This window comes from Streptomyces sp. DS1-CR2 (genome assembly GCF_055760475.1).
In genome coordinates this window covers 4,357,692-4,373,283 of the sequence record NZ_CM147085.1, presented here as the reverse complement: position 1 = coordinate 4,373,283, position 15,592 = coordinate 4,357,692, and the positions used below count along the sequence as shown (strand labels likewise).

The 15,592-nt window shown below is 70.0% G+C and carries 10 protein-coding genes and 5 tRNA genes; 8 read left to right on the top strand and 7 right to left on the bottom strand.

Translation table 11 applies throughout. From position 1 onward, the window contains the following. Positions 1-35 precede the first annotated feature (35 nt). Both ACY0PA_RS21015 and bldC read left to right on the top strand, forming a co-directional pair. The gene (locus tag ACY0PA_RS21015) at positions 36-881 is read left to right on the top strand and encodes a DUF8083 family protein (RefSeq protein WP_473086055.1); all 846 of its coding nucleotides are present in this window, start codon (positions 36-38) and stop codon (positions 879-881) included. Between the two features lie 469 nt (positions 882-1,350). Continuing rightward, the gene (gene bldC / locus ACY0PA_RS21010) at positions 1,351-1,557 is read left to right on the top strand and encodes a developmental transcriptional regulator BldC (RefSeq protein ID WP_003949541.1); all 207 of its coding nucleotides are present in this window, start codon (positions 1,351-1,353) and stop codon (positions 1,555-1,557) included. A gap of 557 nt (positions 1,558-2,114) precedes the next feature. Here bldC and ACY0PA_RS21005 read toward each other — a convergent pair. The 3 genes from ACY0PA_RS21005 to hrpA all read right to left on the bottom strand — a co-directional run bounded on the left by ACY0PA_RS21005 (position 2,115) and on the right by hrpA (position 6,654). Next, positions 2,115-2,315: a DUF6274 family protein gene (locus ACY0PA_RS21005; protein ID WP_473086054.1), complete on the bottom strand. Its 201-nt coding sequence runs from the start codon at positions 2,313-2,315 to the stop codon at positions 2,115-2,117. 174 nt (positions 2,316-2,489) lie between these two features. Continuing rightward, positions 2,490-2,564: transfer RNA gene (locus ACY0PA_RS21000), tRNA-Asp, on the bottom strand. A gap of 94 nt (positions 2,565-2,658) precedes the next feature. After that, positions 2,659-6,654, bottom strand: a complete 3,996-nt coding sequence (gene hrpA / locus ACY0PA_RS20995) for an ATP-dependent RNA helicase HrpA (protein ID WP_473086053.1) — start codon at positions 6,652-6,654, stop codon at positions 2,659-2,661. 121 nt (positions 6,655-6,775) lie between these two features. Here hrpA and ACY0PA_RS20990 point away from each other — a divergent pair, with 121 nt between their 5' ends. Then, complete coding sequence (locus ACY0PA_RS20990; protein ID WP_473086052.1) at positions 6,776-7,915, top strand: ABC-2 transporter permease; 1,140 nt, start codon at positions 6,776-6,778, stop codon at positions 7,913-7,915. Between the two features lie 197 nt (positions 7,916-8,112). Here ACY0PA_RS20990 and ACY0PA_RS20985 read toward each other — a convergent pair. The 4 genes from ACY0PA_RS20985 to ACY0PA_RS20970 all read right to left on the bottom strand — a co-directional run bounded on the left by ACY0PA_RS20985 (position 8,113) and on the right by ACY0PA_RS20970 (position 10,045). Next, a tRNA-Phe gene (locus tag ACY0PA_RS20985) sits at positions 8,113-8,186 on the bottom strand. Positions 8,187-8,210: 24 nt separating this feature from the next. Beyond that, positions 8,211-8,285 (bottom strand) — tRNA-Asp (locus tag ACY0PA_RS20980). Positions 8,286-8,325: 40 nt separating this feature from the next. Next, positions 8,326-8,398 (bottom strand) — tRNA-Glu (locus ACY0PA_RS20975). A gap of 81 nt (positions 8,399-8,479) precedes the next feature. Further along, complete coding sequence (locus ACY0PA_RS20970) at positions 8,480-10,045, bottom strand: metallophosphoesterase family protein (RefSeq protein ID WP_473086051.1); 1,566 nt, start codon at positions 10,043-10,045, stop codon at positions 8,480-8,482. 81 nt (positions 10,046-10,126) lie between these two features. On the opposite strand from ACY0PA_RS20970, the gene ACY0PA_RS20965 reads away from it, so the two are divergent. The 5 genes from ACY0PA_RS20965 (at position 10,127) to ACY0PA_RS20945 (ending at position 15,539) form a co-directional block, all read left to right on the top strand. Continuing rightward, the gene (locus tag ACY0PA_RS20965; RefSeq protein ID WP_473086050.1) at positions 10,127-10,477 is read left to right on the top strand and encodes a metallopeptidase family protein; all 351 of its coding nucleotides are present in this window, start codon (positions 10,127-10,129) and stop codon (positions 10,475-10,477) included. Positions 10,478-10,603: 126 nt separating this feature from the next. Beyond that, positions 10,604-11,122, top strand: coding sequence for a hypothetical protein (locus ACY0PA_RS20960; protein WP_473086049.1), 519 nt, complete (start codon positions 10,604-10,606; stop codon positions 11,120-11,122). Between the two features lie 232 nt (positions 11,123-11,354). Continuing rightward, entirely contained in the window at positions 11,355-13,625 is a 2,271-nt protein-coding gene (locus ACY0PA_RS20955) for a DEAD/DEAH box helicase (RefSeq protein ID WP_473086048.1), read from the top strand. A 175-nt stretch (positions 13,626-13,800) separates the two neighbouring features. Continuing rightward, entirely contained in the window at positions 13,801-15,345 is a 1,545-nt protein-coding gene (locus ACY0PA_RS20950; protein WP_473086047.1) for an amino acid permease, read from the top strand. 121 nt (positions 15,346-15,466) lie between these two features. Continuing rightward, positions 15,467-15,539, top strand: a tRNA-Lys gene (locus tag ACY0PA_RS20945). Positions 15,540-15,592: the final 53 nt, after the last annotated feature.

Here is a 15,592-nt window from a genome sequence, read left to right as displayed (position 1 = left end):
TGTTTTCCAGGCGCAGTCCGGGGGAGGGAGCAGCCGTGCCCAAGGTGTCTTCGGTGACCGTGCCCTACGCGTCGTATCTACGCGTGTACGAACCCCTCGCGGCGTTCCCCGAGCCTGAGCGGAGCCACTGGGAGCGCTATGCGCAGCGCCGCGAGCGCCCCTCCTACCAGGACGAACTGCGCCGCTCGCTGGCCGACTTGCTGCCCACGCCGCCGGTGCCCGTGCCGGTCCACGAGAGCGACGACGCGTTCGTCATCGAGGCGGACGGTGTGGTGTGCGTGTGTCCGTGGCGTACGCGACTGCGCGGCTGGCAGGCGCTGGACGAGCTGCCGGGGCGCCTGCCGACACCCGTGCTGGACGCGGTGCTCCCGCCGGTGGTCCGCCGGCAGTCCGCCGCGGACTACGAGCGCTGGCTGGCCCGCAACCCCGACGCCCGCCCCTGGATCCGCACGTCCACCTGGCAGATCCCGCTGAACTGGTTCGTGCTCGTCGCGGACGACGAGCGCGAGTACGGCAAGGGGACCGCGGACGGCGAGGCGCCGGTGCTGCGCTACCGCACGCCGATGGTGCAGGCGCGCCGCCGGGTCGCGCGGGGGCTTCGCACGCTGCGGGACACGATGGACGAGGGGCCGCTGATCGACGGCCTGGTGGATGTGGGGCGCTGGCTCGAAGAGTTCCACCCGCGTTCATTCGTAGAACTCGACTACGGCGGCCTGGTGCACGCTCTGTCCGCGGAGGATCTGGATGATGATCATTCCGCTGCGGACGTGGCGGAGGGCATCGAGGCGCTGCGGCGCGGTGATGGCGACGGTGCCGAAGCGGCTTACGCGCGGCTGATGGAACGTTGGCGTGCGGTGCGGGACCGGCAGTTCGCGAACTGACCGGACAGACGTGCGGGGACGTAGGTCCTGATCCGGGCGTTTGCCCCAAGAGTGATAGACGGCACTTACTTCACCCTTGCGCCCATCGCCCCTCCTCGTGCCAAAATAGGACAAGGAGTCCGGGGAGGGCTCCCTCCGGCTGCTTTCGTCCGCGTTCAGCCGGAATCTCAGCATTGCACGCTATGGGGGGTCTCGTGACTCCTGGACGCCACTGTGACTGATCGTCACAGTGGCGTGACTGTCCGCTATGGCATGGTCCATCGGCTTCCGTCGCTGATGAACACCTGGGAGGGCAATTCCATCGGTTTGGCCGACGCGGCTGGACGGATGGTGTAGTTGTAGTGCCGAGGACAAGCCGTTCGTCCTATAACCGACTCGACCCGCGTCCGCCATTTCGGGCAACGCGGGTCAAGGTGCAGAATTTAGAGGAATGAACCGAGAAGGTTCGGTTCTCCCGAGGAGGCCGCTCATGACCGCTCGCACCCCTGATGCCGAGCCGCTGCTGACCCCGGCTGAGGTCGCCACGATGTTCCGCGTCGACCCGAAGACGGTGACGCGCTGGGCAAAGGCTGGCAAGCTCACGTCGATTCGCACGCTCGGCGGGCACCGCCGCTACCGCGAGGCGGAGGTCCGTGCACTGCTCGCGGGCATTCCGCAGCAGCGCAGCGAGGCCTGAACAACTGAATAAAACGGGCGTTCCGGGCCCCCCAGCCCTATTCGCGCCCAACCTATAGCTCCACACGACGCGGGTCTGCCCCAACGGGCCCACGCCTGCTCATGCTTCAAGGGTGCGTCGTCGATCGCGCTGGACTCCGCCGGGTCCAGCGCGATTTTTTTATGCGCGGATCCGTGCGGGCCGGGCGGTCTGTGGGGTGCCTGCGCGTGGCTTTGTGGGCGTCCCTGTGGGTCCCTGGTGGAGTGCCGGTGACGGCCTGCCGGGGAGCGCCGGCGGGTGCTCGGCGGGTCGTCGGGGGAGGTCCGTCGGAGGGTCGTGGGGTGGGCCTTCGGCAGTGCCCCGGCGGGCCTTGGGGATGGTGCAATTGCACATATTAAATTGAGGTGTTGTAGGACGGGTGTAAGAAACGCTGTTTCCAAAACTGGTCCCGTGATGCCCGTCACACGCTCGAACACTTGTTGCTGGCCAGGCCCTTGGGTTAGAGGGGATTCGCGTGGCAGTGTCCGTCGTTCTCACCCAGGCTCCCACCGGTCGGGGCCGCCGTCCGGCGCCTTTGGTCACGCGGTGGGGGGACTTTCGTCCTCCGCGACCCCCCGGTCCGTCTCGCGGCGTCCTGCGGGCTCTCTGCCGGGCTCCAGGGCGAGGCGCAGGAGTTGGTGGCAGATGGGGCAGTGCCGGGTCAGATGGCGGTAGCCGGAGGCGGCGGAGAGGTGGGCACGCAGCAGGGCGCGCGTCTCGTGCCGGGTGGATGTCGCCATGCGCCACCTCCGGGTCGGGAATCCCTGCTGTCTGAGTACCGGGGGAGCGGGGCGCAGTCAAGACGCCCGGGGCGGGGCGCAGGCGCGCGGACGCGCGGGGCCGGACCTCACGGGCGGGCGCGCACACGACTGAGGCCCGCACCCCTCGCGGGATACGGGCCTCACTCTTCTATGCGGTCCTGACGGGATTTGAACCCGCGGCCTCCACCTTGACAGGGTGGCGAGCACTCCAAACTGCTCCACAGGACCTTGCTCGCGGCACTTGGTGTTGCTCTGTGCTGCGAGATGAGACTGTACAGCAGCGCAGGCCTGGCGGTCGAACTCACCGAGTGTGCTGGGGCCGTTACGGCACCGCCGCGTCGATCGCCTTCACGATCCGCTTGTCCGAGACGGGGTACGCGGTGCCGAGCGCGTGCGCGAAGTAGCTGACCCGCAGCTCCTCCAGCATCCAGCGGATGTCCAGGACTTCCTGCGGCACGGGACGCCCCTGCGGCATCTGTTCGAGCAGCCACGCGTACTCGTCCTGCATCTCGTGGACCTTCTCCATGCGCGACGTGTCGCGCTGGACGTTCGTCGGCATCTGCGTCAGGCGCCGGTCGGCCGCGACCAGGTAGCGCACCAGGTCGGGCAGGCGCCGCAGGCCGGTGTCCGTGACGAAGCCGGGCCGGATCAGGGCCGTCAACTGGGTCCGCACGTCCGTGAGGTTGGCGAGCAGCGTCGGGCTCTTCGTGGACTTCAGGCGGCGCTCGCAGGCCTGCCAGGCGGCGAGCACCTGCTGTACCTGGCCCACCGTCCGCACGGTCGTGTCGACGATCTCGGCGCGCACCTTGTCGTAGAGCTTCCGGTACGACTCCTCGTCCCAGGCCGGGCCGCCGAAGTCCGCGATGAGCTTGTCGCAGGAGGCCATGGCGCAGTCGTCGAAGAGCGCCTGGACCGTGCCGTGCGGGTTCGCGGACAGGGCGAGCTTCTGGGGGTTGGTCAGCTTGTCCGAGGCGAACTTGCCCGGGTTGACCGGGATGTTGCGCAGGATCAGCCGGCGCGTGCCCTTCCACATCGCCTGCTGCTGCTCGGCCTCCGTGTCGAAGAGGCGGACGGAGACCGTGTCCCCGTCGTCGACCAACGCCGGGTACGCCTTGACGGGCTGGCCGGCGCGCCGGGTCTCGAAGACACGGCTGAGCGCGCCGATCGTCCAGTCCGCGAGGCCCGAGCGCTCCACGGACGCGCCGCCCGAGCGCTCGGCGGTGGCCGCCGCCGCCTGCGAGATCGCCTTGCGGGCCTTCGGCTTGAGGCGGAGCTTGAGCGCCTCCAGGTCCTTGTCCTCGCCGAGGGCCCTGCGCCGCTCGTCGACGATCCTGAACGTGATCTTCAAGTGGTCGGGTACGCGGGACAGGTCGAAGTCGTCCGGGGTGACGGGAACGCCGACCACGCGCTGGAGCTCGCGGGCGAGCGTGGTGGGCAGGGCCTCCTGGAGGGGCACAGCCCGCTCCAGGAACGCCTTCGCGTAGTTCGGCGCCGGGACGTAGTGCCGGCGGACCGGCTTGGGCAGGGAGCGGATCAGCTCCGTGACCACGTCCTCGCGCAGGCCCGGGATCTGCCAGTCGAAGCCCTCGGACGTGACCTGGTTGAGCACCTGGAGCGGTACGTGGACGGTCACACCGTCCGCGTCCGCACCCGGCTCGAACTGGTACGTCACCCGGAACTTCAGCGGACCCTGGCGCCACGAGTCCGGATAGTCGTCCTTGGTGATGGCCTCCGCCGACTCGCGGATGAGCATCGAGCGCTCGAAGTCGAGGAGTTCGGGCTCGTCCCGCTTCTTCTGCTTCCACCAGCTGTCGAAGTGGGCGCCCGAGACGACATGGTCCGGGACCCGCTGGTCGTAGAAGTCGAAGAGCGTCTCGTCGTCGACGACGATGTCGCGGCGGCGGGCGCGGTGCTCCAGCTCCTCGACCTCGGTGAGCAGCCTGCGGTTGTCCGAGAAGAACTTGTGGTGCGTGCGCCAGTCCCCCTCGACGAGCGCGTTCCTGATGAACAGCTCGCGGCTCACCTCGGGGTCGATGCGCCCGTAGTTCACCTTGCGCTGGGCGACGAGCGGGACGCCGTACAGCGTCACCTTCTCGTACGCCATCACGGCCGCCTGGTCCTTCTCCCAGTGCGGCTCGCTGTACGTGCGCTTGAGGAGGTGCTCGGCGAGGGGCTCGACCCACTCCGGCTCGATCTTCGCGTTGACGCGGGCCCACAGCCGCGACGTCTCGACGAGCTCGGCGGACATGATGAAGCGCGGGGGCTTCTTGAAGAGGGCGGAGCCGGGGAAGACGGCGAACTTGGCGTTGCGCGCGCCCAGGTACTCGTTCCGCCCTCCGCGCTGCTTGGGGTCCTTGTCCGTGGACTCCTTCACGTCCTTCATCCCGATGTGGGAGAGGAGACCGGCGAGGAGGGAGATGTGCACCTGCTGCTCGGGGGCGGCAGCACCCGCCGAAGACTCCTCGAGATGGAGGCCCATCTGCTTCGCGACCGTGCGCAGCTGCGTATAGATGTCCTGCCACTCGCGGATGCGCAGGAAGTTCAGGTACTCCGACTTGCACATGCGGCGGAACGCGGACGAGCCGAGCGCCTTCTGCTGCTCGCGCACATAGCGCCAGAGGTTGAGGAACGCCAGGAAGTCGGACGTCTCGTCCTTGAAGCGGGCGTGCAGCTGGTCCGCCTGCGCCTGCTTCTCGCTGGGGCGCTCGCGCGGGTCCTGGATGGACAGCGCGGCCGCGATCACCATGACCTCGCGCACACAGCCGTTCTTGTCGGCCTCCAGGACCATCCGGGCCAGGCGCGGGTCCACCGGCAGCTGGGCGAGCTTGCGGCCCTGCTCGGTGAGGCGCTTACGGACGTCCTTCTCCGCCGGGTTCAGCGCGCCCAGCTCCTGGAGGAGCTGCACGCCGTCGCGGATGTTGCGGTGGTCCGGCGGGTCGATGAAGGGGAACTTCTCGATGTCGCCGAGCCCGGCCGCGGTCATCTGGAGGATGACGGAGGCGAGATTCGTACGGAGGATCTCCGCGTCCGTGAACTCGGGGCGGGCGGCGAAGTCGTCCTCCGAGTACAGGCGGATGCAGATGCCGTCCGACGTACGGCCGCAGCGGCCCTTGCGCTGGTTGGCGCTGGCCTGGCTGATCGCCTCGATGGGCAGGCGCTGCACCTTCGTGCGGTGCGAATACCGCGAGATGCGGGCGGTGCCCGGGTCGATCACGTACTTGATGCCGGGGACGGTCAGCGAGGTCTCCGCGACGTTCGTCGCGAGGACGATGCGTCGCAGCGAGCCCGAGGGGCGCTGGAAGACGCGGTGCTGCTCCGCGTGCGACAGGCGCGCGTAGAGCGGCAGGACCTCGGTGAACCGGAGCTTCTTCTTCTCCAGCGCGTCCGCCGTGTCGCGGATCTCGCGCTCCCCGGACAGGAATACGAGGATGTCGCCCTTGCCCTCGCCCTGGAGCTCCTCGACGGCGTCCGTGATCGCGGTGATCTGATCGCGGTCGGCGTCGTCCGAATCCTCTTCGAGCAGGGGTCTGTAGCGCACCTCGACCGGATACGTACGGCCGCTGACCTCGACGATCGGGGCGTCACCGAAGTGGCGGGAGAAGCGCTCGGGGTCGATCGTCGCCGACGTGATGACGACCTTCAGGTCCGGGCGCCTGGGCAGCAGCTGCGCCAGATAACCGAGCAGGAAGTCGATGTTCAGGGACCGCTCGTGGGCCTCGTCGATGATGATCGTGTCGTACGCGCGCAGCTCGCGGTCCGTCTGGATCTCGGCGAGCAGGATGCCGTCCGTCATCAGCTTCACGAACGTGGCGTCCGGGCTGACCTGGTCCGTGAAGCGGACCTTCCAGCCGACGGCCTCGCCCAGCGGGGTGTCCATCTCGTCCGCGATCCGCTCGGCGACCGTCCGGGCCGCGAGCCGACGGGGCTGGGTGTGCCCGATCATGCCGCGCACGCCGCGGCCGAGCTCGAGACAGATCTTGGGGATCTGGGTCGTCTTGCCGGAGCCGGTCTCGCCCGCGACGATCACGACCTGGTGGTCGCGGATCGCGTCGGCGATCTCGTCCTTCTTCTGGCTGACAGGGAGCTGTTCGGGATACGTGATCTCGAGCGCCTCGTACCGGCCGCGGCGCTGCGCCGTCCGGGCCTCGGCCTTCTCGGCCTCCGCCTCGATCTCGGCGAGTACGGCGGACCGGGCTTCGGGCTTGCGGATGCGGCGCGCGCCTTCGAGCCTGCGGCCGAGCCGGTGCGCATCGCGCAGGGACAGCTCGGACAGGCGCTGGGCGAGGGTGCCGAGGACGGGGGCAGGCTGCGTAGACATACGTCCTCCAGGATCTCACCTCCGGGAAACGGGTGGCGAATGGTTTTGACGTGGGCCGGTATCGGCGGAGACGGGGGCAGTTGGCACTGAAGGTCCGATATGGGTGTTTTAACGTGTCCATATGTCTGAGCCGAGCGACGACGATCACGGCGCGCACGACCAAGGCGCGCACGACCAAGGCGCGCACGACCACGGCGCGCACGACCACGGCGCGCACGGGCGCGTGCCGACGCGCGGGGAGCGCTGGGAGGACTTCAAGAAGTCGCCGTTCCTGCCGGCGACCGTCCTCGTGTTCATCCTGGCGGCCGCCGCGGGGCTCTTCGCGGGCTCGTACACGTACACGATGGCGAACCCGACGCCGCACCGGATTCCCACGGCCGTGGTGGGCGCGGCGAACGCGAAGCACGACGGGGCGGCGTTCATGGCCGGCATGGAGAAGGCGCTGAACACGTCCCTCGAAATGCACCCGTACGACAACATCGCGGCGGCCGTCGAGGGCGTGAACCAGCAGAAAGTCTTCGCGATCCTCGACGTGCGGCAGGGGGACCGCGTCGCGCTCCAGGTCTCGGGAGCCTCCGGCGCCTCGGTGGCGCAGGTCCTCGCCGAGACCGCCCCGCACGTCGGCGCCGCACTCGGGGTCCCGGTCACCGTGACCGACGTCAAACCGCTCCAGAGGGGCGACCCGCGCGGCCTCGCGATCTTCTACGTCTCGCTGGCCGCGGTCATCATCGGCTTCGTCGGCGCCATCCAGCTGAGCGTGCACGCCCGCGCCCTGAACCCGCTGGAGCGCATCGCGTACACGGTGGTGTACGCGATGCTCGGGGCCTTCGTGATCGCCGCGGTCGTGGACTGGTGGCTGGGCGCGCTCGATCTGCCGTTCGCCGAGTCCTGGGCGATCCTCGCGCTGACGATGTTCACGTCGGGGATGGTCTTCACGATGTTCAACACGCTGTTCGGCCGCTGGGCGATGATCCCGACCTGGGGGCTGATGGTGCTCCTCGGCAACCCGTCGTCGGGCGGCGCGGTGTCGTGGCCGCTGCTGCCGTCGACGCTCGGCCGCATCGGCCAGTGGCTGCCGCCGGGTGCCTCGGTGAACGCGCAGCACACGGCCGTGTACTTCGGCGGACACCAGCACGCGTTCCCGTTCCTGGTCCTCACGGCATGGGCCCTGCTGTCGAGCACGATCTTCTGGGTCTGTCGCCACCGCCACCCGGGCGGCCGAACGACGGAACCGGCCGATGCGGGGGCGCCGGGGGCGTGACCCGCCGGCGACGCTGCGGGTGGCTGCGCCCGGAAACGACGAAAGCCCCATCTCGGATGGGGCTTTCGGGATGAGGCTCTCGGGATGTGCTGTGTCCGATGGCGGCTTCGCCGCGGGCACGGCCTTCGGGAGCTGGGCCGGAGGGTCTGGCGGGGGAAACGCAACAGGCCCCGTCCGGGGACGGGGCCTGAATCTTGTGGCTGGGGCCGGGATCGAACCGGCGACCTATCGCTTTTCAGGCGATCGCTCGTACCAACTGAGCTACCCAGCCACGCGGTTCGCGAACGAATCGCAGCGGTCCTGACGGGATTTGAACCCGCGGCCTCCACCTTGACAGGGTGGCGAGCACTCCAAACTGCTCCACAGGACCAAGCTGTTGTGCGAGAACAAGTCTCGCACAGGATTGTGCGTGCCCCCAACGGGATTCGAACCCGTGCTACCGCCTTGAAAGGGCGGCGTCCTGGGCCACTAGACGATGAGGGCTAATTGGCCCGCCTGGGCGCTTCGCAGCGCGTCGGGGACGTGTGAAGCATATGGGATGCAGGGAGGGATCGCCAAAACGGTTTAGGGAGAGGGTGCGGGCGAGCCCGTGGGCGGCGTCGGCGAGGGGGTCGCGCCCGGCTGGTTCTCCTTCGGCAGATGGCGGCTGACCTGCGCGGTTGTCAGCCCCAGACCGCCCAGTTCGATCTCGTCCCAGGCCTGCAGACGGCGCGTGTCGCGGTCCAGGTAGAGGACCGACGCCTGCACCGGGTCGGGGGAGCTGTCGTCGACGGCGCGCAGGCCGCTGCCGCCGGTCGAGCCCTCGATACGCAGCCGCGTGCCCAGCTTCATCACCTCGGTCGCTTCGTGGTGGATGTGGCCCGCGAGGACCAGCGGGACCGTGCCGTCCGTCTCGCGGGCGGCCACCGGGTTGTGGGCGATCGCGATGTCCACCGGCGTGCCCGCCTCCCGCTGGTCGCGCAGCGCGGAGGCGAGCCGGATGCCCGCCATGCGCTCGGCCGGGTCGCCCTGCGCCTTGACCGCGCGGTCCGGCGTGTACTGGGGGTCCCCGGTGCCGGCGAAGCGCAGCCCGGCGACGGTGACCGCCTTGCCGTTGTCGAGGACGCGGACGTTCCTGATGTGTGAGAGGTAGCGCTGGGTGGTCGCCGAGTCGTGGTTGCCGCGGACCCAGATGTACGGGGCGCCGAGGTCCTTGACCGGGTCGAGGAACGGGTTCTCGGCCGCCGAGCCGTGGTCCATCGTGTCGCCGGAGTCGACGATCACCGAGATGTCGTACTGCTCGACGAGCGAGGAGATGATCTTCCAGCTGGCCGGGTTCAGATGGATGTCCGAGACGTGCAGGACGCGGATCGTGGTCGGGTCCGGCCGGTACGCGGGGAGCGTCGACGTCACGTCGTAGAGCTTGGTCACATTGGTCACCAGGCGCGCCAACTCCTTTTGGTAGACGTCGAATTCGGTGACGATCGAGCGGGCGTTGCCGACGACCGAGGGGGCCGAGGAGAGCAGGCCCGAGAACTTCGGCTCCAGGACCGACTTGGGGTTCCAGGTCGCGTACGCCGCCCCTCCCGAGGCCGCCAGGAGGGCGAGCGCGAGGCCGCCTGCGCCGAGCGCGCGGCGGGGGCGGCGGTAGACGGCGAGGCCGAGCGCGGTGGCGCCGGAGACGACGGCGACGCAGGAGCGCAGGGCCAGGTCGAGGGTGCCGTGCTCGACGTCGCGGGTGACCTCGTCCTGGAGGCCCGAGAGGCGCTCGGGGTGGTCGACCAGGGCCTGGGAGCGGACCGGGTCGAGGCGGTCGACGTCCACGTCGAGGCGGATGGGGGCCGTGTGCGACTTGAGTTCCAGGGAGCCGAGCGGCGAGACGTTGATCTTCGTGCCGCCGGTCAGGGACGGGCGCAGTGTCATCCGGGTGTCCATCGGGCCCACCGGGACGCGGACGTTCCCCACGACGAGCAGGCCGAGCCATGCGCCCATGAGGACGACGGCCGCGAGGCCCAGGGCGCGGAGGTACGGGCGGGGCTGGAGGGTGAGATCGCCGGTGGGGCGGGGGCGGCGGGCGCGATGGTGGCGGCCTACCGCGGAGGGGATGTTCCGCAGGGCGGACAGGGCGGCGACAGCGGGGACGCGGGCCATTGGTCCCGTATGCCCACGCGGATGGTCCCGTATGCCCGGACGGACAGGTCGATCCGGGGGCGAGTGGCCGACAATGGCGGTGTGCTGGAGATGACGCGCGAGGAGTTCGAGGAACTGGTCGCCGAAGCCCTGGACCGGATTCCGCCGGAGCTGACGCGGCTCATGGACAACGTGGCGGTGTTCGTCGAGGACGAGCCCACCGCCGGGGAGCCTGAGCTGCTCGGCCTCTACGAAGGGACGCCGCTGACCGACCGGGGTGAGTGGTACGCGGGCGTGCTGCCCGACCGCATCATCATCTACCGGGGACCCACGCTGCGGATGTGCGAGTCCCGCGAAGACGCCGTCGTGGAAACGGAGATCACCGTGGTCCACGAGATCGCCCACCACTTCGGGATCGATGACGCGCGGCTGCACGCCCTCGGCTACGGGTGACGGCCGGGCCGTGAGCGGGCGTGTCCTCTTGCGGGGGGCGGGAGTTGGGAACGGTGACGCCGGTCTTTCCGGCGGTTCCCGTATCGCTTCAGCTCCAGCATTTCAGCGCCCCGGAGGTGCTCGCCCGTGCGCCAGCTGTCCGTACCCCGTCGTCTGGTCCGACTGGCCGCGGCGGTGGTGGCCGTCACGGCGGCGACCACCGGCTGCATGAGCGTCTCCCACGAGGGGGGCGGGCCGGCCCCGTCGCACTCGGCGGGGCGGCACGGCGGGCGGGCGGCGCCGGACGGCGGGGCGGTGGTCCCCGGGGGCGGCGAGGAGCAGGCCGGGGGCCGGGAAGGCGCGAAGGGCTCGCCGTCACCGAGCGGCACCGCGTCCGACGCGGCCTCGGATGCCGCCTCCCCCTCCGCGAGCCCCTCGAAGGGCGAGGCGGGTCCGGCGAAGCCCTCGGCGAGCGGGCGCACCACGCCACCGCCCCGGCCGACCCCGACGCGCACCGCGCCGGACACGCCCACGCCGGCCCCGGACACCCCCACGGCGACGCCGGACCCGACCACCGCGGAGCCCTCGTCGTCGGCGCACGAGCAGGCGTCGGCCCGGGTGCAGGCCGACCGGGAGCCGGCGCCGCGGGCGGGCACGCCTGCGTAGGCCTGACCTCGGGGGAGGGTGTGAGCGGGGTCTCAGGGGATCGGTTTGCGCTGGAGGGTGGTGGGTGACTATGGTGGTAGATCGTTTGATCCCATTTGCCCGGCGCCGTTAAGAGAGCGCCGCGTGGCGCGTTCTCTCCCCAGCCGTGGCTGGACCGCATTGAGGCGGTCGATTGCGAAATTCACGGAGTTGACGGGCGCGTGCCGAGACTCCGGAAGGTTTCGCATTTCGCATGTCCATTTCCAGTTCTGACCACACCGTCATGCCCGAGAACGACGAGGCCGTGCAGGTTCTCGCCGTCGACGAGGACGTGACGGCCGTCGCCGTCGGAGAGGCCGCTGACAGCGCCTCCGCCGAGGTCGAGGCCGACACCGACACCCCCGCCGAGCCCACCCTGACCTTCGGCGACCTCGGTCTGCCCGAGGGCATCGTCCGCAAGCTCGCGCAGAACGGCGTGACCGCGCCGTTCCCGATCCAGGCCGCGACCATCCCGGACGCCCTGGCCGGCAAGGACATCCTCGGCCGTGGCCGCACCGGCTCCGGCAAGACCCTCTCCTTCGGCCTGCCGACCCTGGCGCGTCTCGCCGGCGGTCACACCGAGAAGAAGAAGCCCCGCGCGGTCATCCTGACCCCGACCCGCGAGCTGGCGATGCAGGTCGCCGACGCCCTCCAGCCCTACGGCGACGTCCTCGGCCTGAAGATGAAGGTCGTCTGCGGCGGTACGTCCATGGGCAACCAGATCTACGCCCTCGAGCGCGGCGTCGACGTCCTCGTCGCCACCCCGGGCCGTCTGCGCGACATCATCAACCGCGGCGCCTGCTCGCTCGCGAACGTCGAGATCGCCGTTCTCGACGAGGCCGACCAGATGTCCGACCTGGGCTTCCTGCCCGAGGTCACCGAGCTGCTCGACCAGGTCCCGTCCGACGGCCAGCGCATGCTGTTCTCGGCCACGATGGAGAACGAGATCTCCACGCTGGTCAAGCGCTACCTGACCAACCCGGTCACGCACGAGGTCGACGCCGCCCAGGGCGCCGTCACGACCATGACCCACCACATCCTGATCGTGAAGCCCAAGGACAAGGCGCCGGTCACCGCCGCGATCGCCTCCCGCAAGGGCCGCACGATCATCTTCGTCCGCACCCAGCTGGGCGCCGACCGCATCGCCGAGCAGCTCCAGGACGCCGGCGTGAAGGCCGACGCGCTGCACGGCGGCATGACGCAGGGTTCCCGTACCCGCGTCCTCGCCGACTTCAAGGACGGCTACGTCAACACGCTCGTCGCCACCGACGTCGCCGCCCGCGGTATCCACGTCGACGGCATCGACCTGGTCCTGAACGTGGACCCGGCCGGTGACCACAAGGACTACCTGCACCGCTCGGGCCGTACCGCGCGTGCCGGCAAGTCCGGTGTCGTCGTCTCCCTGTCGCTGCCGCACCAGCGCCGCCAGATCTTCCGTCTCATGGAGGACGCGGGCGTCGACGCCTCGCGCCACATCATCCAGGGCGGTGCGGCCTTCGACCCGGAGGTCGCCGAGATCACCGGTGCCCGGTCCATGACCGAGGTCCAGGCCGAGTCCGCGGGCAACGCCGCGCAGCAGGCCGAGCGTGAGGTCACCTCCCTCACCAAGGAGCTGGAGCGGGCCACGCGTCGCGCCGGCGAGCTGCGCGAGGAGGCCGACCGCCTCACCGCGCGTGCCGCCCGTGAGCGCGGCGAGGACGCCGAGGGTGTCGCCGCCGCCGTCGCCGCCGCTGCCGAGAAGGCCGCCGAGGCGACCGTCCCGGAGCAGGCTGCCGCGCCGGCCGAGCGCCAGGAGCGTTCGTCCTCGTACGAGCAGCGCCCGCAGCGCCGTGACGAGCGGGGCAACTACGAGAAGCGCGACCGTCGCGACGACCGTCCGTCGGGTGGCTTCAACCGTGACCGCCGTGACAACGACCGTGGTGGCTTCCGTCGTGACGACCGTCCGTCGGGTGGCGGTTTCAACCGTGACCGTCGTGACGAGCGTCCCTCGGGTGGCGGCTTCCGTCGTGACGACCGTCCGTCGGGTGGCGGTTTCAACCGTGACCGTCGTGACGAGCGTCCCTCGGGTGGCGGCTTCCGTCGTGACGACCGTCCGTCGGGTGGCGGTTTCAACCGTGACCGTCGTGACGAGCGCCCCTCGGGCGGCGGCTTCCGCCGCGACAACGACCGTCCGTCCGGCGGCTTCAACCGTGACCGTCGCGACGACCGTCCCTCCGGTGGCGGCTTCAACCGCGACCGTCGTGACGAGCGCCCCTCGGGTGGCGGCTTCCGCCGTGACGACCGCCCCTCCGGCGGCCACCGCGGCAGCGACCGTCCGTTCAACCGCGACCGTCGTGACGACCGTCCCGCCGGCGGCGGCTTCCGCTCCGGTGGCCACGACCGTCCGCAGGGCCGCCGTGACGACCACCGCGGTGCGGGCTCCGGCTCGACCGGCGGTTCCTCCTTCCGCCGCGACGAGAAGCCGCGCTGGAAGCGCAACGGCTGAAACGGCTGAAGGGCCTGACGGCCTGACTGCTGCCTGACCTGAGAAGGGCCCGGAAGACGATCACGTCTCCCGGGCCCTTCTTTCTTTTCGCGCTCCTGTACCGCCGTTCACCCGCAGGCATTTTTTGGCCAACGCCCGCGCATGCCCTGCCCCCGGTACGGGAATCGCTGGGGGCATGACAAGTGATCCAGCGGCGCAGCAACCGCCGCCATCGACCGACGAGGAACGTCTCGCCCAGCTCGGCTACACGCAGGTCCTCGCCCGGAGGATGTCGGCGTTCTCCAACTACGCCGTCTCCTTCACGATCATCTCGGTGCTCTCCGGGTGCCTGACGATGTATCTGTTCGGGATGAACACCGGCGGCCCCGCCCTGATCACCTGGGGGTGGGTCGGGGTCGGCCTCATGACGCTGTTCGTCGGGCTCGCGATGGCGGAGATCTGTTCCGCGTACCCGACCTCCGCCGGCCTCTACTTCTGGGCGCACCGGCTCGCACCCGCGCGGACGGCCGCCGCCTGGGCGTGGTTCACGGGCTGGTTCAACGTCCTCGGCCAGGTCGCGGTGACCGCCGGAATCGACTTCGGCGCCGCGTCCTTCCTCGGCGCGTATCTGAACCTCCAGTTCGGCTTCGAGGTGACGCCGGGGCGGACGATCCTGCTGTTCGCGGCGATCCTCGTGCTGCACGGACTCCTCAACACCTTCGGTGTGCGCATCGTCGGGCTGCTCAACAGCGTCAGCGTCTGGTGGCACGTCGTCGGCGTCGCCGTCATCGTCGGCGCCCTCGCCTTCGCGCCGGACAGCCACCAGTCCGCGTCCTTCGTCTTCACGAAGTTCGTCAACAACACCGGCTGGGGCAGCGGGTTCTACGTCGTCCTGATCGGACTGCTGATGGCCCAGTACACCTTCACCGGCTACGACGCCTCCGCGCACATGACCGAGGAGACCCACGACGCGTCCACCGCGGGGCCGAAGGGCATCGTGCGGTCCATCTGGACGTCCTGGATCGCCGGGTTCGTGCTGCTCCTCGGCTTCACCTTCGCCATCCAGTCGTACCAGGGCGCCCTCGGCTCGGCCACGGGCGCGCCGCCCGCGCAGATCCTGCTCGACGCGCTCGGGGCGACCGCCGGGAAGCTGCTGCTGCTCGTCGTCATCGGCGCGCAGCTCTTCTGCGGCATGGCCTCCGTCACCGCCAACAGCCGCATGATCTACGCCTTTTCGCGTGACGGCGCGCTGCCGTACTCGCATATCTGGCACACCGTCAGCCCGCGCACCCGTACCCCCGTCGCCGCCGTGTGGCTGGCGGCGCTCGGCGCGCTCGTGCTCGGACTGCCGTACCTCATCAACGTCACGGCGTACGCGGCCGTGACCTCGATCGCCGTCATCGGGCTCTACATCGCGTACGTCGTCCCGACCCTGCTGCGGCTGCGCAAGGGCGACGACTTCCAGCGCGGGCCCTGGCACCTGGGCAGCTGGTCGCGGCCGATCGGGATCGTGGCGGTGGTGTGGGTCGCCGTCATCACGGTCCTCTTCATGCTGCCGCAGGTCTCGCCGGTCACATGGGAGACGTTCAACTACGCCCCGATCGCGGTCCTTGTGGTCCTCGGGTTCGCGGGCGTGTGGTGGCTGGTGTCGGCCCGGCACTGGTTCCTCAACCCGGAGCACGCGCGGACCGTCGCGCGTGAGGCGGGGCGCGTGGGAGCGCCGGAACCGGTCGATCCGTGAGCGGTGGACGTGCCTTCCGGCCGCCCGTGTGACATCCGACAGGCCGTGGAGGCCGATACCCGATCGGCCTCCCGGCCCCGGCGGGCTATGCTCGGGGATGCGTCGGCGCGGGCCGGCGTGTGGACCCTTAGCTCAATTGGCAGAGCAGTGGACTTTTAATCCATTGGTTGTGGGTTCGAGTCCCACAGGGTCTACGAGAAGTAGGCGAGGGAAACCCCCTCTGACCTGCTAGGCGGCGTCCGGGTCG